The sequence below is a fragment of the Hyalangium minutum genome, assembly GCF_000737315.1.
In the GTDB taxonomy this organism is placed as follows: domain Bacteria; phylum Myxococcota; class Myxococcia; order Myxococcales; family Myxococcaceae; genus Hyalangium; species Hyalangium minutum.
On sequence record NZ_JMCB01000002.1, the window covers coordinates 169,830 to 190,874 of the forward strand.

Annotated in this window: 17 protein-coding genes and 1 tRNA gene; 5 read left to right on the top strand and 13 right to left on the bottom strand. The window is 69.0% G+C overall.

All coding sequences use genetic code 11. The features are described from left to right. The 9 genes from ureC to DB31_RS04495 form a co-directional block, all read right to left on the bottom strand. Nucleotides 1–1,716 carry an urease subunit alpha gene (gene ureC / locus DB31_RS04455; protein WP_044182747.1) on the bottom strand — a complete coding sequence of 572 codons (1,716 nt, stop codon included), beginning with the start codon at nucleotides 1,714–1,716 and terminating at the stop codon, nucleotides 1–3. Beyond that, nucleotides 1,713–2,390, bottom strand: coding sequence for an urease subunit gamma (locus DB31_RS04460; RefSeq protein ID WP_044182751.1), 678 nt, complete (start codon nucleotides 2,388–2,390; stop codon nucleotides 1,713–1,715). Before DB31_RS04460 ends, ureC begins: the two co-directional genes overlap by 4 nt. A gap of 60 nt (nucleotides 2,391–2,450) precedes the next feature. Beyond that, complete coding sequence (locus DB31_RS04465; protein ID WP_083968011.1) at nucleotides 2,451–3,290, bottom strand: urease accessory protein UreD; 840 nt, start codon at nucleotides 3,288–3,290, stop codon at nucleotides 2,451–2,453. Nucleotides 3,291–3,298: 8 nt separating this feature from the next. Next, complete coding sequence (locus tag DB31_RS04470) at nucleotides 3,299–3,928, bottom strand: phospholipid scramblase-related protein (protein WP_044182754.1); 630 nt, start codon at nucleotides 3,926–3,928, stop codon at nucleotides 3,299–3,301. 66 nt (nucleotides 3,929–3,994) lie between these two features. Further along, entirely contained in the window at nucleotides 3,995–6,619 is a 2,625-nt protein-coding gene (locus tag DB31_RS04475) for a VIT domain-containing protein (protein ID WP_044182757.1), read from the bottom strand. A 7-nt stretch (nucleotides 6,620–6,626) separates the two neighbouring features. Continuing rightward, nucleotides 6,627–7,130: a helix-turn-helix domain-containing protein gene (locus DB31_RS04480; protein ID WP_044182759.1), complete on the bottom strand. Its 504-nt coding sequence runs from the start codon at nucleotides 7,128–7,130 to the stop codon at nucleotides 6,627–6,629. A gap of 97 nt (nucleotides 7,131–7,227) precedes the next feature. After that, a complete protein-coding gene (locus DB31_RS04485) occupies nucleotides 7,228–7,974 on the bottom strand; it encodes a slipin family protein (protein ID WP_044182762.1) in 747 nt (248 codons plus the stop codon). Beyond that, nucleotides 7,971–9,323, bottom strand: a complete 1,353-nt coding sequence (locus tag DB31_RS04490; RefSeq protein WP_083968012.1) for an NfeD family protein — start codon at nucleotides 9,321–9,323, stop codon at nucleotides 7,971–7,973. Before DB31_RS04490 ends, DB31_RS04485 begins: the two co-directional genes overlap by 4 nt. Next, nucleotides 9,320–10,612 carry a glycosyltransferase gene (locus DB31_RS04495; RefSeq protein WP_044182764.1) on the bottom strand — a complete coding sequence of 431 codons (1,293 nt, stop codon included), beginning with the start codon at nucleotides 10,610–10,612 and terminating at the stop codon, nucleotides 9,320–9,322. The genes DB31_RS04490 and DB31_RS04495 overlap by 4 nt, the downstream gene beginning before the upstream one ends. A gap of 194 nt (nucleotides 10,613–10,806) precedes the next feature. Here DB31_RS04495 and DB31_RS46300 point away from each other — a divergent pair, with 194 nt between their 5' ends. Next, nucleotides 10,807–10,998 carry a hypothetical protein gene (locus DB31_RS46300; RefSeq protein WP_075305868.1) on the top strand — a complete coding sequence of 64 codons (192 nt, stop codon included), beginning with the start codon at nucleotides 10,807–10,809 and terminating at the stop codon, nucleotides 10,996–10,998. A gap of 27 nt (nucleotides 10,999–11,025) precedes the next feature. Here the strand turns inward: DB31_RS46300 and nhaR are convergent, their stop codons facing one another. After that, nucleotides 11,026–11,919: a transcriptional activator NhaR gene (gene nhaR / locus DB31_RS04500; RefSeq protein ID WP_044182767.1), complete on the bottom strand. Its 894-nt coding sequence runs from the start codon at nucleotides 11,917–11,919 to the stop codon at nucleotides 11,026–11,028. Between the two features lie 228 nt (nucleotides 11,920–12,147). Here nhaR and DB31_RS04505 point away from each other — a divergent pair. Beyond that, nucleotides 12,148–12,220, top strand: a tRNA-Phe gene (locus DB31_RS04505). 145 nt (nucleotides 12,221–12,365) lie between these two features. Here DB31_RS04505 and DB31_RS48590 read toward each other — a convergent pair. The 3 genes from DB31_RS48590 to DB31_RS44505 are packed head-to-tail and all read right to left on the bottom strand — an operon-like array spanning nucleotide 12,366 to nucleotide 15,033. Then, nucleotides 12,366–12,539: a hypothetical protein gene (locus DB31_RS48590; protein ID WP_157231829.1), complete on the bottom strand. Its 174-nt coding sequence runs from the start codon at nucleotides 12,537–12,539 to the stop codon at nucleotides 12,366–12,368. 32 nt (nucleotides 12,540–12,571) lie between these two features. Further along, nucleotides 12,572–13,732: an LpxL/LpxP family acyltransferase gene (locus DB31_RS04510; protein ID WP_044182770.1), complete on the bottom strand. Its 1,161-nt coding sequence runs from the start codon at nucleotides 13,730–13,732 to the stop codon at nucleotides 12,572–12,574. Then, a complete protein-coding gene (locus tag DB31_RS44505) occupies nucleotides 13,729–15,033 on the bottom strand; it encodes a zinc metalloprotease (RefSeq protein ID WP_052419710.1) in 1,305 nt (434 codons plus the stop codon). Before DB31_RS44505 ends, DB31_RS04510 begins: the two co-directional genes overlap by 4 nt. A gap of 356 nt (nucleotides 15,034–15,389) precedes the next feature. Between DB31_RS44505 and DB31_RS04520 the strand changes: the two genes are divergently transcribed. From DB31_RS04520 to DB31_RS04530, 3 genes are all read left to right on the top strand, one after another. Continuing rightward, complete coding sequence (locus DB31_RS04520; RefSeq protein ID WP_044182774.1) at nucleotides 15,390–15,983, top strand: hypothetical protein; 594 nt, start codon at nucleotides 15,390–15,392, stop codon at nucleotides 15,981–15,983. Next, complete coding sequence (locus tag DB31_RS04525) at nucleotides 15,980–17,053, top strand: hypothetical protein (RefSeq protein ID WP_044182777.1); 1,074 nt, start codon at nucleotides 15,980–15,982, stop codon at nucleotides 17,051–17,053. The genes DB31_RS04520 and DB31_RS04525 overlap by 4 nt, the downstream gene beginning before the upstream one ends. A 144-nt stretch (nucleotides 17,054–17,197) precedes the next feature. Then, a complete protein-coding gene (locus tag DB31_RS04530) occupies nucleotides 17,198–21,019 on the top strand; it encodes a DEAD/DEAH box helicase (RefSeq protein WP_240486524.1) in 3,822 nt (1,273 codons plus the stop codon). The last annotated feature ends 26 nt before the right edge of the window (nucleotides 21,020–21,045 follow it).

Here is a 21,045-nt window from a genome sequence, read left to right on the forward strand (position 1 = left end):
TCAGAACAGGCTGTAGAGGCGGGCCAGGGGGACGTGGGTGGCCGGCTCGCACCGCAGCAGCTCGCCGTCTGCGCGGACCTCGTACGTCTCCGGGTCCACCGTGATGCGCGGCAGCGCGTCATTCAGCTTCATGTCCCGCTTGCCGATACCCCGGCAGCGCTTCACCGCGCTCAGGTGCTTGTGGAGCCCCAGCGCATTCACGCGCCCCTCCTCCAGCGAGCGCCTCGACACGAAGGCCAGGCTCGTCGCTCCCGTGGCCCGCCCGAAGGCCCCGAACATGGGCCGCATCTGCATCGGCTGCGGTGTGGGAATGGAGGCGTTGGCGTCTCCCATCTGTGCCCAGGAGATGAAGCCGCCCTTCACCACCAGCTCCGGCTTCGCTCCGAAGAACGCCGGGCGCCAGAGCACCAGGTCCGCCAGCTTGCCCACCTCCACCGAGCCCACCTCGTGGCTGAAGCCGTGCGCGATGGCCGGGTTGATCGTGTACTTGGCCACGTAGCGGCGGATGCGGAGGTTGTCGTTGTCGCCGCGCTCCTCGGCCAGCCGCCCGCGCTGGGACTTCATCTTGTGCGCCGTCTGCCACGTGCGGGTGAGCACCTCGCCCACGCGCCCCATCGCCTGGCTGTCGCTGGAGATGATGCTGATGGCCCCCAGGTCGTGGAGGATGTCCTCCGCCGCGATGGTCTCCCCGCGGATGCGGCTCTCCGCGAACGCCACGTCCTCGGGAATGCCCCGGTCCAGGTGGTGGCAGACCATGAGCATGTCGAGGTGCTCGTCCAGCGTGTTCACCGTGTACGGGCGCGTCGGGTTCGTCGAGCTGGGGATGACGTTCGGTTCGCCGCACACGCGGATGATGTCCGGCGCGTGCCCTCCGCCCGCGCCCTCCGAGTGGTACGTGTGGATCGTCCGCCCCTTGAACGCGGCAATGGAGTCATCCACGAAGCCCGACTCGTTCAGCGTGTCCGTGTGGATGGTGACCTGGATGTCCTCGGCCTCTGCAACGCCCAGGCAGCAGTCGATGGCCGGCGGCGTGGTGCCCCAGTCCTCGTGCAGCTTGAGCCCCGCCGCTCCCGCGCGGATCTGATCCACCAGTCCCGCCGGGTCCGACGTGTTCCCCTTGCCCGTCAGCCCGATGTTGAGCGGCAGTGCGTCCGTGGCCTGCAGCATCAGCTCGATGTGCCGCGCGCCCGGCGTGCACGTGGTGGCGTTGGTGCCCGTGGCGGGCCCGGTGCCTCCACCCAGGAAGGTGGTGACGCCCGAGGCAATGGCCTCGAAGGCCTGCTGCGGACAGATGTAGTGAATGTGCGTGTCGATGCCGCCCGCCGTGACGATGTGCCCCTCGGCGGCAATCACCTCGGTGGTGACGCCCACGAGCATCCCCTTCGTGACGCCCGGCATGATCCGCGGGTTGCCCGCCTTGCCGATTCCCACGATGCGGCCACCCTTGATGCCGATGTCCGCCTTGTAGATGCCCGTGTAGTCGATGATGAGCGCGTTGGTGATGACGCAGTCGAGCGCCTCGGCGTCCCCGATGCCCTCCATCTGCCCCTGCCGGTCGCGCAGCACCTTGCCGCCGCCGAACTTGCACTCGTCTCCATAGGAGGTGAAGTCCCGCTCCACCTCGGCGATGAGGCCCGTGTCGCCCAGCCGCACCCGGTCCCCCGTGGTGGGGCCGTACATGTCCGCATAGTGGCGGCGATCAATCGTGCGGCTCACGGCGTGCCTCCTGCCTGCTGCGTGGGAGCAACGGGAACGAGCGTCACCGTCTTCCGGTCCCCGGGCTCGAAGCGCACCGCCGTGCCCGAGGGGATGTCCAGCCGCATCCCCGTGGCCTGGGCCCGGTCGAACTCGAGCGCGCGGTTGGTGTGCTCGAAGGGATAGTGGCTGCCCACCTGGATGGGGCGGTCCCCCTTGTTCTCCACCGCGAGCGTCACGCGCGGGCGGCCCGGGTTGAGGGCAATCTCTCCCGCCTTCGTGAGCACTTCGCCCGGAGTGGGCTCAACCGCCGCTGGGGTTGCCGCGAACACCGAGGCCGCGGGCACCGGCAGGAAGCTCCCGTAGAGCGCCAGCGCCAGGTCCCCCTGCTCGAGCGAGATGGGGTGGTGGACGGTGACGAGCTTGGTGCCGTCCGGGAACGTGCCCTCCACCTGCACCTCGGCGACCAGCTCCGGGACGCCGGGCAGCACCTGCGCCCGGCCCAGCATCCGCCGGCCCACATCCATCAGCTCGGCGACGGAGCGCCCATCCCGGATGAGCTCCAGCAGTTGGGTGGAGATGAGAGCGATGGCCTCGGGGTAGTTGAGCCGAAGTCCTCGAGCCAGCCGCTTCTGCGCCAGGAAGCCGGCAGCGTGCAGCGTGAGCTTGTCCAACTCGCGCGGGACCAGATGCATGGAGGGGGTCTCCCTTGAGACAACCTGACGCGTTCATCATGGTGCGCTGCGTCAGCGAAGTCACCATTTCCGTGCGAGAGGGTCGTCTCCCAGCAGCGAGGGCAGGGTCCGCAGGCGGGAGCGCACGGCGGACAGGGCCTCCTCCACGGAGGTGGCGGCCACGCGCAGCAGGGCGCCGTCTTCTCCCAAGGGACTCGCAGTCTCGATGACCGAAGCCCGGCGCCGCAGCGGGGCGGGGGAAGTCAGCAGGGCTTCGCGGAGCGCCGCCACCTGCGGACCGAACACCGCGAGCAGCGCCAGGGCCTCGAAGCGGCCCATGCGAGGGGCCAGGGCTCCCTCCTCGGGTGTGAGGCGGACCGCATCCAGCAGCAGGGGAACACCGCCGCGCTGGACGAGGAGCCGGGACAGGTAGTGAGCGAAAGCCCACCGCTCGCCTCGGGCGGCGCGCCCGCAGGTGAAGGCATCCAGCAGGACCAGGGAGGCGCTGGGAGCGAGCGTGACGGAGGTCTCCTGCTCGTAGCGAGCCCCCGTGAAGCAGGCCACCGGGTCGGGCAGCAGGACGAGCAATCCCTCCTCGCCGACCTGGGCCTGGAGCAGCTGCCGGCAGCCACGCGGAGAGCGGTACACCTTGGTGGCGGACTGCGTGGAGAGCAGGCCCGTGGCCCGGGCCCCCACGCTCACGTCGATGTGAAGCGAATCCCCATCCACCAGTCCGCCGCCGAAGCTGGCCAGGTAGGCCCACGCGCCGCGGCCATGGTTGCGAGGCAGCAGGAACTTGAGAGGACTGTTCGCCCGCGCGGCGCGGACAAAGGTTCCCCGTGTGCCGTGCTCGAGCGCGAGGACGCCTCGGCCGGGAACATGCTCCAGGCGGTCTTCTAAGGTGTACGCGGGGGCTTCCATGGTGCTGCTCAGCCGTCCCGGTTCTCGAAGTGGACGAAGTCGAGCAGGAACGTGGCGGCCATCACCAGGGTGCGCAGCCGCGCGTCGCGGAGGTTCTCGAAGGTGACGCCGAAGTTGTCCGCGTCCGTGAACAGCTCCTTGCCGAGGCCGCTCCAGCGCTTCTGGATGAGGCCCACCTCTTGGCCGTTCTGCTCGATGTGGAACGTCCACGGCTTGAAGAAAGGGCCGCGCAGCGTGGCCAGCAGCTCGCCCGAGGGGCCCAGCACGTCATAGAGCCGGGCGAAGAAGGCGAAGCGCTGGTGCACGCTGCCCAGCTTGTGGCCCTCGCCGTCCTCGATGTCCATCTGCGAGAGCCAGAACCTCCAGGGCCGCTGCAGGCGCAGCGCGGTGGCGCCCCCGGGCGTCTTCAGCTCCATGGTGAAGGGGCGGCTGGCCTTGAGGAAGCTGCGCAGCAGGAACAGGCCGAGGCCGCTGCCCACCTCGCCCGCGATGAAGAGCGCCTGCCCGTCGTCTCCCACCACCTGGTAGCGGTTGCGGCCCTCGAAGCCGACGAGGATCTCCCCCCATTCCTTGGTCTGCCGCACGCGCAGGGCGCTGTGGCGTTGGAGCACGGAGAGGGCCAGCGAGTCAGAGGGCATGGAGGCCTCGGAGCAAAGGGTCGGCACACCCTAGCGCCCCGAGGCCCTCAAGTCAGGACAGAACCCTCACCGAGTGGCGAGAGTGTCCACGTGCTGGCGCAGCTTCGCCTCGTCGCCCATGCAGGCGCTGAGCCCCGGCAGCGGCTGGGCGGCCTGGGCAATCTTCCCGCGCGTGCGAGGCCCCGCCGCCACGAGCCACGCCACGCCCAGGGCCAGTTCGGCCACCTCGGTCACGCCGGTGAGGCCGGCGGCGAGCGAGAGCAGCGCCTCCACCGCCTTCTTCACCTGGGCGCCGTGCAGCGGGTGGTTGCTGGTGATGCCCTGGCGCAGCAGCTCCAGCAGCGCGAGCGCCGTGGCGCGGGCCTGCCGCACCGGCTCCGGTCCCGAGCCCGTGCCCGCCCAGAGCCCGCTGGCGAGCTGCTGGGACAGCAACTCAGTGGCGTCCGCGCCGTGGGCCGGTGCCTGCTCGGCGGCGGGGAGCGCCTCCTCCATTTCCATGCGGGCCGCGCCTTCGCTGGCACTCAACGCGTCGTCGTCCATGGGCTCAGGGGCGACACTCCGGCCTTTGACCATGCGCTCCAGCTCGGAGGCGGCCTCGAGGACCCGATCGGCCGCTCGGCGGAGAGCACCGGTGCTCCCATGCGCGCTGGCCGCCTTCTCCTTCGCGACGATGGGCATGGGGGCCGCGGCCATTGGCGCCGCAGCCGGACGTGCCGGAGCCGGAGGAGGAGGGCTGCCCGGGGCCGCGCCGCCCACAGCCGCGAAGGAACCGGTGATGGCCTGCTTCTTTTGGGGGGCCGCTCTGTTGCGCGGCATGACCGAGCGGCTCAGGTCCATCGAGTCCATCTTCGCCTCCTCCTGCTTCGCCGTGCCGAACATGTCCCAGCCCGCGGGAACATTCACGGGGACGACGCGCGTCTCCGGCTGGCCCGAGGCCCGGCGGTCTCCGGTGCGCTCCTCCACCACCACGAACGAGGTGTACTTGGTGACGATCTGGTGTTGGACGGCGAACTGGACGATGCGCTCCTTCATCCGCTGGGCGCGGCGCGGATCCACCAACTCCGCGGACTCCCAGGTGCGGATGCGCTCGGCGGCCCACAGCTTCTCCACGGCGGGCCGATCCGACGCCGCCGGGAAGTCCACCGGGAGGGTGAGAGAGAAGGACTCCTGCCCCGAGCGGCCCCGGAGTGTCACCTTGCCCTGGCCCGGAGCGGTGTAGCGGCCGAACAGTGTCCACGGCACCGCGTCCACCAGCGGCGGCAGCTCGGCCGGAGCGAGCTCGGCGCCCGAGACGCCGTCGAAGCTGGCCGTCAGCTCCGTGACACGCGGGGCGAGCGCGCGGGAGAACTGGGCCACCACCTTGTCATCGATGCGCTCGCCGGGGTGGATGAACTCCACCGCGCCGCCCGTGTTCCGTGCCATGTCCTTGAGCAGCGCGTCGCTCACGTTGGTGCCGATGCCGAAGGAGTACACGCGCGTCGTCTTCCGCGCCGCGAGCACCGCCTTGAGGATCTCCGCCTCGTTGCCCACCTGTCCGTCCGTCAGCAGCACCACCACGCCGTCCGGCGCGCCCTGCACGGCGGCCAGCATGGGCTGCAGCAGCTCCGTGCCGCCCGAGGCTTGCAGCGCGGCCACCCACCGGTCCGCCTGCTCCAGCGTGTGCTGCGTGAAGACAGACGGCTCGTGGGAGAACTTCCGGAAGCTGTTCTCGAAGGCGATGATGTTGAAGCGATCGCCCTCGCGCAGGTGGCGCAGGCACAGCCGCAGCGCGCCCTGGGCCTGCGGCAGGCTCTCGCCGCCCATGGAGCCCGAGGTGTCCACCACGAACACCACCTCCTGGCGCTTGGCCGCGCCCGCCATCGCGAGCAGATCCGGCACCACGGTGAGCGCGAAGGTGCCCTCGCCCTCTCCCTTGCGGTGAGTGACGACGGTCGTCAGCGAGGCGCTCGTGTCATCGCTCCGCACGGTGATGACGAAGTCCCGGTCCAGGGCCACCTCGCCCTTGGCGAACTTCACGCGGACCTTGTGGCCGTCCTTCTCCAGGGTGAGCGCGTGCGAGGGGCTCTCCACCACCACCGCGCGGCCCAGGTCCACCAGCAGGTCCATCTTCAGGCCGTAGGCCACGTTCCCAATCGGAGGGGTGATGCGATCGGCGTCCGGCACCTGGTTCGTGGGGCTGAACGTGCCGTGCCCCGTGCGGTCTCCCTGGCCCGAGCCCGGGATGTAGCGGGGCGCCACCAGCGTGGGCAGCATCCACCGCACGCTGCCTTCTTCCACTTGGATGGCCTGGAGGAACTCCACCTCGACGAGCGTCTCCTCGTTCGGCAGCAGGTTGCCCACCTGGGCGGTGAAGACGTTGGGGCGCTCCTGGTCGAGCAGTGCGGCGCCGTGGCCCGCGGTGATGGCGTCGTCATAGTCCTGGAACGCCTTCTCGCGCTCCTTCACCACGCCCTGCACCTTGCGGCCGTTGCACTCCATGGAGAAGCCGATGAGCGTCCCGTCCGAGGGGAGCGGGAAGATATAGACGGCCTCTACGGGCCGGCTCTCGGTGTTGCGGTAGCGCTGGCGCACGCGCACCCGCGCATGACCGCCGAGCAGCTCACCGGTGACTTCCACGCCCTGCAGAGGGATCTGCGCGCCGCTCCGCATGAACAGCCCGCACTTCAACTGGCCTGCCGTCTCGATGGTCATCTGGCTTCTACCTTTCCTCTGACTGCTCGATGAGGGCGCGCACGCGTTCGGCGAGCGCCCGGGTCTTCTCGTCTGCGGTGTCCGCGAGGTGCAGCTCCAGCCCCGGCGCCAGCTCCCACCGCCGGTAGCCTGTCACGGGCAACTGTCGCCCTGCTTGCACGGGCCCCGGCGTGGACACTCCGGAGGCCGGGGAGGGTTCCGACAGTGCCGTCGGAGCCGGTGGCAAGATGTCAGTGGGCACCTGGGCCTCGGACAGCGCCTTCAGCTCCTCCGGGCTCAGCCGGGTCAGCTCCACCTGAATGGCATCGAGCGGCAGGAAGCGGGCCTGCAGCACGCGGATGGCCTTGAGCCGCTGCAGGTGCTCCTCGCCGTACACGGTGTCCGGCCCCTTGAAGGGCGGAGCGGGGAGCAGCCCTCGCTGGACGTAGTAGCGCACCGTGCGGGGGGAGACCCCTGCCTCGGCGGCCAGCTCGGCCAGCTTCCACTCGGTCTGTGTCTTCGTCGGGCTCACGAGACAGACAGTAAGACCCGACAGTTTAACTGTCAAGAAGACAGTTGGTGGAATCTTGCCACTGGCGAGAAGGCCTCCCGGCGAGCCTCCCTCGGCCTCACCGCCCCATTCCTAGCGAGCGCAGCAAATCCAGGGGGATGGGGATGACGGTCTGGTTGCCGCTGTTGCTGATCTCCACCAGCGTCTGCAGGTAGCGGAGCTGGAGCGAGGAGGGGTTTCGAGAGAGCACATCGGCGGCCTGGGCGAGGCGCTCGGCAGCCTGGTGCTCGCCCTCGGCGGCGATGACCTTGGCGCGGCGCTCGCGCTCGGCCTCGGCCTGGCGGGCGATGGCGCGCTGCATCTCCACCGGCAGGTCCACGTTCTTCACCTCCACGTTGGAGACCTTGATGCCCCACGGGCCCGTGTGCGCGTCGAGCACCTGCTGGATCTCCTTGTTGACGCGGTCGCGCTGGGAGAGCAGGTCGTCCAGCTCCACCTGCCCGAGGATGGCGCGCAGCGTGGTCTGCGCCAGCTGGCTGGTGGCGTAGAGGTAGTCCTCCACCTGGAGCACGGCCTTGTCGGCCTGGATGACGCGGAAGTAGACGACGGCGCTCACCTTCACGCTGACGTTGTCCTTGGTGATGACGTCCTGGGGGGGCACGTCCCGTGCCACGGTGCGCAGATCGATGATGACCATGCGCTCCACGAAGGGGATGAGCCAGCGGAAGCCGGCGCGCTTGAGCCCCACATAGCGGCCGAGCCGGAAGACGACTCCGTTCTGGTACTCGGTGACGATGCGGACGCCGGAGATGAAGAGGAAGAAGAGGAAGACCACGGGAATCAACAGGCCAAGGAGCTCGCTCATGTCTTCACCTCGTCGACGTACAGGGTGAGGCCCTCCACGCGGCGCACCACCACGGGGGTTCCGGCTTGGATGGGAGAGGCGGAGACGGCCCGCCAGCGCTCGCCGTGGACGAACACCTCGCCCCCCTCGGAGGAGACGGGCCCGAGCGTGGTGCCGCGTTCCCCTGGCAGCCCCGCGTCTCCGGCAAGCTGCGGCAGATGGCGGGTCTGCGCGCTGCGGAAGGCGAGGAACACGGCGAAGCCGGCGACCACGATGGCCGTGGGGAGCACCAACGGCAGGGGCACGGACGCGCGCGAGGAAGGGTCGACGAACCATTCCGGGTCGAAGCGATCCACCAGCAGCACGCCTCCGAGGATGAGCAGCAGCGCCCCGCCAGCGCCGAGCAGGCCGCTGGTGACGAAGATCTCCGCGATGAGCATGCCGATGCCCAGGAAGAGGAGCAGGACGGCGCCGGTGCGCACGGGCAAGGCCGAGGAGGCCAGCAGGGCGAGCACGAAGGCCACGATGCTGATGAGGCCCGGGGCGAAGACGCCCGGATGGGTCAGCTCCACCATGAGCCCGAGCGCGGCCACGAGGAAGAGCATGTAGACGATGGCGGGCTCCGCGAGCCCATGGAGCAGGCGCTGGGAGAGACTCGGCGAGAGCTCCACCACCTGGGCCTCGCGCGTGGCGAGCTGCCGAGGCCCATCCGCTGTCTCGACGCGCCGGCCATCCGCCCATGCGAGGAACGCCTCCTCCGAGGAGGCCACCGTCTCCACGACGTGCAGCTCCACGGCGCGGTCGGCGGGGACGCTGACGCTCTCACGCACGGCGGTGGCGGCCCACTCGGCGTTGCGGCCGCGCTGGCGGGCGATGCTCTCGGCGAAGGCGGCGGTGTCGTTCTCGATCTTCCGGGCCATGGCCTCGCCCGCCTGTTGGGGATCTTCCCCGGTCAGTCCGAGGACGGGGTGCGCCGCGCCAATGTTCGTTCCCGGCGCCATGGCGGCCAGGTGCGATGCGAGGGTGACGAAGACGCCCGCGCTCCCCGCCCGGGCGCCCGAGGGCCCCACCCAGACCAGCACCGGCACGCGCGAGGCGAGGAAGGCCCGGACGATGGCGCGGGTGGACTCCAAGGAGCCGCCGGGCGTGTCCACCCGGACGAGCAACGCGGCATGGCCCGCCTCCTCCGCCTTTCGGACGCACTCGGTCAGATAGGCGCCCGAGCCGGCATCCACGATGCCTTCGAGCACACAGCGGGACACGATGGGCCTGTCACGAGGGGACTCGGCGAGGACGCCGCTCGCCAGCATCAGCCCGAGCAGCGGGAGGACACGGGCCCTCCGCCAGGCCATGCGAGTCCCGGAGTTCATGCGGGAGCGCTCGGTTGGGAGGCGAGGGCCAGCCCTCGAGGCGCCAGGGGCCTGTCGTGGGCCAGTGCATCCATCATTCGCAGTTCGTCGAGCAGCAGCCGGGGGAAGAGGAAGTTCTGGCGGACGTGCTCCCGGCCCCGCTCGCCCAGACACTGGGCCTCTTGTGGGTGGCGCAGCAGGTGGAGCACGGCTTCGGCGCACTCCTCCACGTTGTCCACGAGGATGCCGCCCGTGCCCTCGGGCATCTGGATCGGGATGCCGCCGGCACGTCCGGCGACGACGGGGGTGCCCTTCCACAGTGCCTCGGACACGACGAGCCCGAAGCCCTCGCGGATGGACTTCTGGATGACGACGTCCGAGAGCGACTGGAAGGCGTTGACCTCCATGTTTCCCACGCCCACCAGGTTGGTGAAGATGTGGATGCGATTGTCGCCTGTGGTGACGTCGCGGATCTGCCGGTAGATGTCCCAGCCTTCGGGATCATCCAGGGCGAGCGAGCCCACCATGGCCAGCTGCAGCTCAGGGATGTGGGCACGCACGCGCCGGTATGCGGCGATGACGCCCAGGGGGTCCTTCCACGGATCGAAGCGGCTGATCTGGGTGACGAGAGGCCGGCTCAGACGCACGCCGAGCCACTCGAGCAACTGGCGCGCAAGGTCCACCGGGAGGGGGAGGTTCTTGGGGCTGAGCGGATCAATGGCCGGCGAGTGGATGGCCACGCGGCCGATGGGGAACCTCGGGGGGATGAACTCGGGCAGGGTGAAGATGGCGGCGTCGTAGGGGTAGAGGAACGGGCGGAGGAACTCCCAGGCCTCGGGGTTGGGGCTGGAGGTGTCGATGTGACAGCGCCAGATCCATCGCGCGTCCTGGCGGTCGGCGAGCATGGCCAAGGCGGCCGGCTGCGGATCGTGGACGACGATGAAGTCATAGTCCGTGGACAGGTTGCGGGCGTTGAGCTGCGAGTGGGCGAGGTACGTGGCCTTGTCCGTCTCGGAGAAGCCGCCGGGGGCTCCCTGAAGACCGTTGTGGAGACGCTTGGTGACCTGAAAGAAGGCCTGGTCGCCCCGGATGAGCTGCCAGTCGGCCACCAGACCTAGATCATTGAGCAGCGCAACGCCCGAACGGAGGAGTTCCGAGACTCCGCCTCCGTACGGCGTGGCGTTGAGGTGCAGGACGCGGGCGCCGCGCAGGCGCTCGGCCAGATGGAGCACCTCCTCGATGTGCTCCTCGGGGGCAATGCCCCTGTACGCGGAGAACGAGCGCTTCCCGAGATCGACGAGGTCCAGCATGGAGCCCTCCGGGACGAAGTTGGGTCTGGAGCCACCGCGCGACAGCCGGGCCGAAGGGCAAGCCCGGGGCGGGGGGCGCAGGGCGGGGGCTTGCCCGGCTGGGGGCCGCATCCGATGCCGAACGGATGCGCTCGCAGCGCATTGCCTGAAGTGAGGCCGGTTCCTAGCGTCCTCGGAGGCCCTTAGGAGGACTTATGCGTCGTGCCGTACTCATCGCTGTCTCTTTGGCTGCTCTTTCCACTGCCTGCCGGACGACCCAGCCGCAGGGCGCGGACAACCAGGTGCCCATCGACAACCCAGGGCAGGAGTCCATCCAGACGGTCCCTGCGGAGCCCCCAGGCCCTGGCAGCCCCATCACTGCCCCGGTGGACGCTCCCAAAGGGTAGAAGCCACTGAGCCGAAGCAGCCGCGCGCTACTGGAAGATGTCCGAGCGGGCGGCCTCGGCGATGGCGACGACAGCGGGGTGACGCAGCCGGCGCTCGACGGTGATGGCGTAGAAGCAGTTCTCGATCTCGTCGGTGCGGCCGATGACGGTGACGTCGAACTGGCGGACGACCTCGGCCTCGATGACGGAGGGCATGGCGAAGACGCCGAGCCCGCGCTGACCGAAGGCCTTGAGGAGGGCGCTGTCGTCGAAGTCGCCGACGATGGTGGGGCGCACGCCCTTGCCATCGAACCAGACGTCGAGCGCGTGGCGGACGGCGCTGGCCTCGGAGGGCATGAGCATGGGGGCGCCGTGGAGGGAGCGGGGGAAGTCCTTCTTGAGGTGGCCGTGGATGGCCGCAGCGAAGAAGGACACCCCGCACTTGCCGAGCAGGTGGTTGAAGGCTCGGACACTGACGGGCTCTGAGCCGGGGGCATCGGCGAGCACGACGTCCAGCTCATGCAGGGCGAGCGAGGCGAGGAGCTGGGGGAGGGGGCCTTCGCGGCAGATGATGCGCAGGGGGCCGACGTCGAGGGCGGGCTGGAGGAGCCGCTCGGCGACGACCTTGGGGACGACGTCAGCGACGCCGACCTGAAGGCGGAGTTGCTGGCCGGAGGGGAGGCCGCTGACGACGTTCTTGAGCTCGTTGCCGAGGCGGAAAATCTCATCGGCGTAGCGCATGACGGTGCGGCCGACGTCAGTGAGGACGAGCTTGCGACCCTGTCGCTCGAAGAGCTTGTGGCCGAGCGCCTCCTCGAGGAGCTTGATCTGGCTGCTGATGGTGGGCTGGGCGAGGTGGAGTTCTTCGCCGGCCTTGGCGATGGTGCCGGCCCGGGCCACGGTCCAGAAGTAGAGCAGGTGGTGGTAATTGAGCCAGCTCAAGCTTTCCTCAAGGGGTCGGGACGAACGTTCGATGCTCGGGTAGGTAAGGGGTTCCGTACTGGGGGTGACGTGGCGGGCTGGCCGAAGGGTGGGCGTACGAGGGTAGGAGGGGTGTAGGGTCTAGGCGAGTGGCCGGGCGGCCGGGCGTTAAAGGCAGGAAGGATCAGAACGCGCTTGACGTAGGAGAGGAGTCCCCGTAAATCGGCGCTGCTTTGCGCGGTGACACCCGCCCAGGTAGCTCAGTCGGTAGAGCAGGGGACTGAAAATCCCCGTGTCGGTGGTTCGATTCCGCCCCTGGGCACAAGAAGCTGAAGAAATTTCAGGGCCTTGAACTTCGGTTCAAGGCCCTTCTTTTTTGCCCGCCGAGAGGAAGGCCTGTGCCGGCGTGGGGCTCCAGGGAACTGCTCTGCACCCGTCCACACCCTCCACAGGCCTCCCATCCTCGGCTAGTAGTTAGGCTCGCACAGCGAAGGCACGTTGATGCATTCGCAGCAGATATCCAACTCAGAGACCTCGGTCCCGAGGGTCGCCGACATCTCCAGGCGAGACTCCAGCTCGGTCAGCTGAAACTCCTCCATCAGCTCATCGGTTGCGACAGACACGGGCTTCTTTGCGGCCATGGTGTTTCCTCCGGTGGTACGACAGTCAAGGTTCAGGGGCTCCCGGCGCTCGCCAGCGCGCCTACGTCGAGCAGCTTGCGGATCCGCGCATTCGACAAGTCCAGCGCGGCCCGTGCGGAAGGGCGCTCAACGGCTGCGCGGAACACGTCAGCTGCCTCCTGGTCGAGCATGAGGCAGCTGTGGCGGGCCTTGTCGAGCAGGACCGGCTGCTCCCCATACACCAGCAGCGCGAACCGGCCGGTATCGGCGCGCAGCTCCGCGGCGCCCTCCTCGACCGTCCGCGCGGCGGGACGCACATCCGTGTTTCGCTGGAGATAGCGCTCGACGTAAAGCCAGCCTTCCCACTGCCCCAGCGCATCGGCCACGGACTGTTCCAGCAGGCGGTACAGCGCCTGGGTTGTGCTGGCGGCGTACTGCTCACGATCGTCTCCGGACGGGACAATCGGCGGATGAAAGGTCAGCGACAGGGAATGATCGGCGTCGCGCCGGCACACCACGGGCACCACGGGTACGCCTGAGAGGTGGCTCAGATAGGCGATTCCAGCACGCGCCATGAGCTGCTGGCCGAAGAACTCCACGGGCACCATGCTGCCGTTGTCCTTGTTGTTACCGACTCCCGCGTTGCCGTCGATGTAGAGGACGAGCGACGCGCCGCGCCTGAGGGCACGCAGGCCGAACAGGAGGCTGTTGCGGTCTTGGGCGTTGACCGTGCGGAGCGTGCCCGTCCAGCCCCGGGCCCGCGCGGCATCCTGCACCCCCTCGAGGATGTCCTGCCCCTGCTTGTTCAGCGTATTCCCAGCCAGGAACAACACGCAGTCGGTTCCGGCGCGCATCAGGAAGTGGAACAAGTGCCGATACGAACCCGCGTGGTAGGTGCAGAAGATGTGGCTGCCCGCCGTCCGTCCGTCCAAGAAGATGCCAGCCAGATCACGCAGGCGCGTCGTCTGCACCAGGTCGTATTGCTTCTGGTCGAGCACCGCCATGCGCTGCTGGAAGATCACCTCCGCGATGACCGCCTCCCGGCGCTCGCGCGGCAGCCGCGGGAAGAAGTAACGCAGGTTGGCGTCGCACAGGTGGTAGGCATTGTTGAACGCATCGGACTGGCGCGGCGCACTGACGACACCGTCCAAGGCGCGGCGCAGCGCCACGATGAGCTCGTCTGCCTTGCGAGCATAGTGTGCGTCCACGCTCATGCGGACATCCCCTGAGAGTTGGAGGCGGCACGTGCCGGGGGAGCGATGAGCGCCTGCCGCACGAGCCGCACGCCCCGTCCCAGCGTGGACAGAACCACCATCGCCGAGAACAGCATGCCGGCCAGGTACGCCAGCACCATCACCACGCTCCCGGAGACAGCGACAAGCGCCTCGAGCGGCTCCGTGCTCGCAAACCGGGCCAGGACGGCGCCCAGCAGCTGCGGCAACGACGTCACAAGGACCCAGGTGGTGCGCGCGGCGAACACCGCGAAGGTGGCGAAGAACACAGTGGACGCCAGCGCATAGACGGCCAGCGCCACCCGGGAGCCCGCGAGGGGCGGCGGTCCCTTGTCCCGGCGTCCCATCACGAGGGAGGCCGCGCGTGTCAGCACGTTCGCGCCCCAGGCACGCGCCTGGTCGCGCAGGTTGGGCAGGCGGAACAGGTCGGAGTAGACCCAATAGCCATCGAAACGGAAGAACGGATTGAGCGTCACGAAGAGTGTGGTCAAGCTGGCGCCCATGAAGGCGGCAATTGCAGCGCTCTGGGTTGCCAGTTGCACGGGCGCCGCCAGCGCCGTGACGATCAGCTGGAAATAGACCCCGCCGAGGTTGACACGCATCCGGCCTGCGCGCGGCAGCCGCCACGCCTCGGTGACATTGCAAAACAGCACGGGGAAGACCAGATACAGACCGATTCCAATTTCGGCGGGCTCGGCGCCGGAGTAGCGCGAGGCCGCCGCGTGCCCGAGCTCATGGAACGCGAGCGCGCTGAACAGCAGGACGTAGAACAGCAGGGCGTCGCCCAGCGTCATGTTGAAGGTGGTGACCGCTACGCGCACGCTGCTGAGCTGGTAAGGCGTGGCCAGCAACCACCCGCCCAGCAGCACGGCGCACGCCAGCAGCGTCGTGATGAGCGCTCGCGGCGCGAACAGGAAGGTGAACGGGGAACAGGCGCGCGCCACGGTCTCAGGACCGGCCAACTGCCGCGCGAAGAACACGTAGGGAGAGTGGTTGCTGGCCGCTGGCGCGGCTTTCTTGTCGGTGGAGACTAACCCCGCGGGTATCAACTGGGTTTCAATGACCGAGCGCACCTGCTCGGCGGTGAACTTCACGTCGCCTTCATTCAAGCGCGCCACGATCGCGTCGAGCGACGACTCGCGCTCCAGACACTCGAGCAGCCGCGCCAGCCTTTCGGAGCCATGAAAGGCGCGGCGCCCGACGAAAATGCAGTACCGGCGGCCGCTCTGCGGATCATCCGTCTTGGACAAAGACAGTGCGTCGGTCAGGTAGTATCGATCCAAGCGGGACTCTGGCTGAGAGGGTCTTGTTCCGACTATATAGTAAAAGTTCAGAATAACGCGAATCCAGTTCTGTCGCGGATGGGCTGAGCGCGTAGCACCGCTCGCCGATGCGCCCGACCAGGAACTGCGCCGGCGGCTTCGCGCTCGTCGCCAGGACACGCCCCCCGCTAGCACCGACGTGCGCGTGCATGTGGAGCAGCCGCGTCGCCTTGGCCGCCACGCTCGCGCTGCAGCTGACGTCTCCCTCAGGGCTTGGAGTCGATGACCGCGCCCGCCTGGGCTCCTTGCAGGTGGTGGCGCAGCGGGATCCGAGGTATTAGGTTGGATGTAAGAGACCCAACCTATTGGGGTAGATTATGGACCTGAAGGCCGTCATCGCGCTCGAGCGGGCAGGCATGGACCCGGCTCACCCGGAGCGCCTGTGGGTGCCCACCGCGCTCGGCGAGCAGGGCCGGGTGGTGCCCCTGGACCAGGACCTGCCTGTCCCCGTCATGGACGACGGACACCGCGTGGTCTGGCTTCCTCTCGAGCCGTTCTCCCGGCTCTGGACGGGCTCGGCGGTGGCCCCGGCTCTCTCCCGCGCCTCCCCGCCCGAGTACGAGCCCTTCTTCATCCTCCTTGAGGCCACGGCCGCCGAGTACTGCGATGCCACCGGTCGTCCCGAGCGCGACAGGGAGTTCGAGCGCCTCTACCGGCAGCTGCGTCGTCGGCCGGACGGCGTGGATCCCAACCCCTTGTTTTCCTACCTGCGCGCCGCGGCCCGGCTCTACCTCTCCCTGCGGGATGTGAGCCGCGCCGAGTTCGAGTCTGTGGCCGACCGCCTGCGCCTCTCGGCCAGGACCTTCAGCACCCGGATCGACAGCACCAACTACCACCACTTCGTGCTCGAGGAGTTCTTCCACCCCACGGGACCGCTCCTCACCACGGGCTGGTCGGGAGGGCTCTCATGAGCGAGTACCAGTATTACGAGTTCCGGGCCGTGGACCGGCCGCTCACCCAGCGGGAGCGGGCCGAGCTTCGTGCACTCTCTACCCGCGCCAACATCTCCGCGTACCACTTCTCCAACGTCTATCACTGGGGCAGTTTCAAGGGCTCCCCGGACGAGATGGTGGAGCGCTACTTCGATGCCCACCTCTATGTGGCGAACTGGGGCGAGCGCCGGCTCGTGCTCCGTCTTCCTGCCCGGCGCTTCGACCTGCAGCGCGCCAGGCCCTACCAGGAAGGCCGCCGCACCGCGGTGCAGAGGAAGGGCGACCACGTCATGCTTCGCTTCGAGCTCGACGAAGCCTGGTCCGAGGACGTCCAGGGGGAAGGGTGGCTCACCTCCCTCCTGCCCCTTCGCGAGGAGCTTCTCTCGGGAGATCTGCGCTCGCTCTATCTCGGGTGGCTGGCACAGGCCGCGCTGGGGCAGTTGAGTGCGGACGACGAGGAGCCGCCCGTTCCCCCAGGGCTAGGCTCCCTCTCCTCAGCGCTCACCGCGCTCGCGGACTTCCTGCTCATCCCTCCCGAGCTGTTGGAGGTGGCCGCTCGGACCAGTGCCGCTGAAAAGCCGGTGCCGCGCGAGGAGTTGGAGACGTGGGTTCAGGCGCTACCCGCGCTGGAAAAGGATGCCCTGCTGGTGCGGTTGATCGACAAGGCCGGGGTGGCCCCTGGCCGAGTCGCGGAGAAGGCCATTCCTCCCCGGAGGCTGGTGGGCGCACTGCTCCGGGAAGCCGTAGCGCTCCAAAAAGCCAAGGAGCGGCGGGAACAGGAGCGCCAGGTCGCGGCTCGGGAGAAGGAACTCGAGGCGCTCGCGGCCCAGGGCTCCGCTGCTTGGGGGCGGGTGGATCAGCTCTTCTCCAGCCGTCGCCCCACGGATCATGCGGCCGGTGTGAGGCTCCTCGTGGACCTGAGAGAGGTCGCGCGCCGGAAGGGGACGGAGGACGCGTTCTCCCGCCGCTTGGGCCAGCTCCGCGAGCGCAATGCCCGAAGAGCCGGGCTGATCTCCCGCATGGACAAGGAAGGCCTGCACGCACCCTGAACTCCCGCCTCGCCTGAACGTATGGCTCCTCCAGAGACCGAAACCCATCCCGAATCTTCTTCCCGCCGCGCAGCTCCTCAGCCGCTGGAGCCTCTGCGGAGGTGGCTCACCCGCGACGCGCTTTATGAGATAGCGGGCCCGCGGATGTACCGCCAGGGCCAGGCATGCCTGGCCCAGCACCGCGTGACTTCCTTCGAGGCACTACCCGACGTCCTCACGGGGCAGGTGCTCAACCGCCGGGGACATCCCTACCCAGTCACCATCGGCACGGATGCGGATGGTTTCTCGGCGGAGTGCGAGTGCGAGCCCTTCTGGAACGAGGGCTTCTGCAAGCATGCTGTCGCGCTGGGGCTGGCCTTTCTCCAAGCGGGGGGGGCCGTCTCGGAGCGGGCCCGGCCGCCGACCCGGTCCGAGCGGCCGCAGAGCTCCGAGCACCTTCAGGAGTGGTTGGAGGAGCACCACCTCGCTCATGCCCGGCGCATCCCCCTGGCCGTGGTGGAGCCCTTCCTGGAGCGGGGCTTCAATGGCACGCCCGGTTTCTATGGACTGGCGCACCTGCCCGTCACCGCGCCCTTGGATGGGTCTCTCGATTTGCGGCGGCAGGTGTTTGGGACCCCCGCGCAGAACCTGCTGCGCGAGGCCGTCTGGGCCTGGCTGGCTGCTGAGGCCGAGCGGGTTCGCAGGGGACTCGAATCCGAACAGGAGCGCGCCGCGGCGCCTCGTCCACCGCCCACCGATGTGCGGCTGATTCCCTGGAGAGAGGCGCTCGAGAGAGCCAGGGCGCGGGTGCGAGAGCAGGCCGTGCCTCGCCTGCTGCCGGGCAAGCCCGACATCACGATGCAAGAGCGCCCCTTGCTCCTCTTCATCGAGGAGCCGGGCAGTCCCTCTGCCGTCTTCGCGGGGAAGGACAGCTGGACGGGGATGATACGCGTGCGCGTGTCCGTGGATCCTCGCGCGCTGCTCGAGGAGCGGGGAGGGTTGTCCTGCTGGTGCACACCTGGAGGAGAAGCTCGCTGCGTCCATGTCCTCTCCGCACTTGATGCGTTGCTGGACATGCAGGGGGAGTCGCTCTGGGCCTCGTTCAACTCGAGGCTCGCGGAGCTGCTCTTCGAGCTGCCCGCCCGAGAGCTGCTCGCGGCTTTCGACAAGGCGGCCACCCAAGCGCCCGCGCAGACTCAAGGCAAGGAGGCCACGCGTGTCAGCTTCCGGCTGGAGGGGCTCGAACACCGGCAGCCCCACCTCCGCCTCTACACGCACAAGCCTCTGAAGAAGGGTGGCTTCTCCAAGGGAACGCCGGTGAGCTGGCGGAACCGGGAGGAGGCCCGCGCGCTGCTCTCGGATTCACGAGAGCTGGAGGCATTCGAGTTGGGCGAGCTCATCTCCCGGCTCTATACCTTCTCCGTCGACGGATACTTTCTGCTGCAGCGCGCGGTGAAGCTGCTGGCGCACAGCTCGCGGCTCTTTGCCGGGTCTCGGCTGGACACGCCCCTGCGGGTGCGGGAGGCGTCCCTCGGCCTCGCTTTCTCCGAGCGAGCGCCGGGGCTCACGGTCCATCCCGCCATCGACGGTGTCCCTGTGTCCCCTGACGCGCTGATGCCTCCGCCCTCGGGCTCCGAGGCTCCGCTGCCCTGGCTCCTGTTCGAGCCTGAGCTGCCTCGCCTCACGCTGGTGACGGTTCCGCCCGCGGCCCGTGAGGTGCTCACCAAGATAAAAGAGTATGGGACGTGGCTCCCCGAGCATGTACGCCCGGCGGTGCTGCGCAAGCTCACGGAGCTGGAGTCCGCCTGTCCCGTGTTTCTCCCCGAGTCCCTGGAGGCTCGCCCAGTTCCGCCTGAGCCTGGATTCCTGCTGCGCCTACGGCCCGTGGGTGAGGAGTCGCTGGAAGCAGAGCTCCTCGTGCGGCCCCTTCCGGAGGCACCCCCGCAGCATCCGGGTGAAGGCCCGCCCCGCGTGCGCGGCCAGCGCGAAGGAGAGCGGGTGGTGGTGATCCGGGATCTGGAGTCCGAGCGCTCCGCGGCCCTGACCCTGCGCGAGCGCCTCGGGGTGATGGCCACGGAGGCGCCGGGCTTCTTCCGATTAGAGGAGGCGGAAGCGACGCTCGACTTCCTGGAGCGGCTGGAGCCGCTGGCGGGGCCCGAGCTGCGTGTCGAGTGGGAGCAGCAGCCCTGGAAGGTCTCCCACGTGCCGGCGGCGCGGCGCTTGAAGGTGGAGGTGCTGCGCAAGCAGGATTGGTTCGGAGTCGACGGCGGTATGGAGGTGGATGGTGAGCGGGTGGAGCTGTCCGCGTTGCTCGAGGCCCTGCGCCAACGCCGCCGCTTCGTGCGCCTGAGCCCGGGGCACTTCCTGAGGCTGACCGAGGAGCTGCGGGAGCGCCTCACGCCCCTCTCGGATCTGGCGCATCCCACCCGCGAGGGCTTGGAGGTGAGCAAAGCCGCGGCACCCGTGCTGGATGCCCTCGCCGAGGCAGGTGTGGAGGTGCAGGCCCCACCCGATTGGCGCCGGCTCTCCACCCGCATTCGCAAGGCCCAGCAGCGCACCTTGGCGCTCCCCGCCGGTTTGAAGGCGGAGCTGCGCGACTACCAGCGCGAGGGCTTCCTCTGGATGGCCCGGCTCGCGGAGTGGGGCGGAGGGGCCTGCCTTGCCGATGACATGGGGCTCGGTAAGACGCTGCAGACGTTGGCGCTGCTGCTGCATCGCGCCAAGGCAGGACCTGCGCTCGTGGTGGCTCCGACTTCCGTCTGCTTCAACTGGGCGGCCGAGGCTGCTCGCTTCACTCCCTCCCTGCGGGTGAAGTCCTACCGCGAGGCGGACCGCGAGCGGCTCCTCAAGGAGCTGAAGGCGGGGGACGTGCTGCTGATCAGCTATGGGCTCCTCGTTCGCGATGCCGAGCGGCTCGGGCAAGTGGCCTTTGCCACCCTGGTGGTGGACGAGGCCCAGGCCGCGAAGAACCCAGACACGGCTCGCGCCAAGGCGCTCCGGGGGCTCCAGGCCGAGGCGCGGATCGCGCTCACGGGCACCCCCGTGGAGAACCGGCTCTCCGAGCTGTGGAGCTTGTTCCGCATCGTCTTCCCGGGGCTGCTCGGTAGCCGCGAGTCCTTCCGCAAGCGCTTCTCCGAGCCCATCGAGCGAGAGCGAGACCCTGCCGCCCGCGCCGCGCTCTCCCGCGTGCTGCGTCCTTTTCTTCTGCGCCGCACCAAGGCCGAGGTGGCACGCGAGCTGCCTCCGCGCATCGAGACGGTCGTCCCAGTCGTGCTCTCGGAAGGGGAACGCCGGCTCTACGAGCAGATGCGGCTCGCGGCGCTCGCTAGCGTCGGTGCTCATGCGGAGGAGGGCCAGCGCTTCGAGCTGCTGGCGGCCCTCACCCGGCTGCGGCAGCTGGCCTGTCACCCTCGGCTGGGAGATCCGGACTCGACCCTGCCCTCTTCGAAGCTGGAGCGCCTGCTGGAGCGCGTCGACGAGCTGCGGGCCGAGGGAGGCCGGGCGCTCATCTTCAGCCAGTTCGTCCAATTCCTGGGGCTGGCCCGGGAGGCGCTAGCGGAGCGCGGGTTCTCCGTGCAGTACCTGGACGGGCAGACGCCCCCCGCCGAGCGGCAAGCCCGAGTGGAGGCCTTCCAGCGCGGCGAGGGGGATGTCTTCCTGATCTCCCTCAAGGCGGGAGGCACGGGGCTGAACCTCACTGCGGCCGACCATGTCATCCACCTGGACCCCTGGTGGAACCCGGCGGTGGAGGATCAGGCCACCGATCGCGCGCATCGCATCGGGCAGACCCGCCCCGTCACCGTCTCTCGGCTCGTGTCCCAGGGGACCATCGAGGAGGCCATCCTCGCGCTCCACGCCGAGAAGCGGGAGTTGGCCTCGAACCTGCTCTCCGAGGCCGATGGCGCCGCCGCCCTCACCCCCGAGCAGCTCCTGAACCTGCTGCGCTTCAGCTCCGTCCCGGAGGCCGAGCCTGTCCCCGCAACATAAGAGAGGGATGTAACAGGTCGAGCCAT

What these genes read in the sequence shown, in the direction of transcription:
- DB31_RS04465 (WP_083968011.1), bottom strand. Translation starts at nt 3,290, where the DNA reads ATGGAAGCCCCCGCGTACACCTTAGAAGACCGCCTGGAGCATGTTCCC.
- DB31_RS04460 (WP_044182751.1), bottom strand. Translation starts at nt 2,390, where the DNA reads ATGCATCTGGTCCCGCGCGAGTTGGACAAGCTCACGCTGCACGCTGCC.
- DB31_RS04495 (WP_044182764.1), bottom strand. Translation starts at nt 10,612, where the DNA reads ATGCTGGACCTCGTCGATCTCGGGAAGCGCTCGTTCTCCGCGTACAGG.
- DB31_RS04475 (WP_044182757.1), bottom strand. Translation starts at nt 6,619, where the DNA reads ATGACCATCGAGACGGCAGGCCAGTTGAAGTGCGGGCTGTTCATGCGG.
- DB31_RS04485 (WP_044182762.1), bottom strand. Translation starts at nt 7,974, where the DNA reads ATGAGCGAGCTCCTTGGCCTGTTGATTCCCGTGGTCTTCCTCTTCTTC.
- DB31_RS46300 (WP_075305868.1), top strand. Translation starts at nt 10,807, where the DNA reads ATGCGTCGTGCCGTACTCATCGCTGTCTCTTTGGCTGCTCTTTCCACT.
- DB31_RS04490 (WP_083968012.1), bottom strand. Translation starts at nt 9,323, where the DNA reads ATGAACTCCGGGACTCGCATGGCCTGGCGGAGGGCCCGTGTCCTCCCG.
- DB31_RS04525 (WP_044182777.1), top strand. Translation starts at nt 15,980, where the DNA reads ATGAGCGAGTACCAGTATTACGAGTTCCGGGCCGTGGACCGGCCGCTC.
- DB31_RS04510 (WP_044182770.1), bottom strand. Translation starts at nt 13,732, where the DNA reads ATGAGCGTGGACGCACACTATGCTCGCAAGGCAGACGAGCTCATCGTG.
- DB31_RS04520 (WP_044182774.1), top strand. Translation starts at nt 15,390, where the DNA reads ATGGACCTGAAGGCCGTCATCGCGCTCGAGCGGGCAGGCATGGACCCG.
- DB31_RS48590 (WP_157231829.1), bottom strand. Translation starts at nt 12,539, where the DNA reads ATGGCCGCAAAGAAGCCCGTGTCTGTCGCAACCGATGAGCTGATGGAG.
- DB31_RS04530 (WP_240486524.1), top strand. Translation starts at nt 17,198, where the DNA reads ATGTACCGCCAGGGCCAGGCATGCCTGGCCCAGCACCGCGTGACTTCC.
- DB31_RS04470 (WP_044182754.1), bottom strand. Translation starts at nt 3,928, where the DNA reads ATGCCCTCTGACTCGCTGGCCCTCTCCGTGCTCCAACGCCACAGCGCC.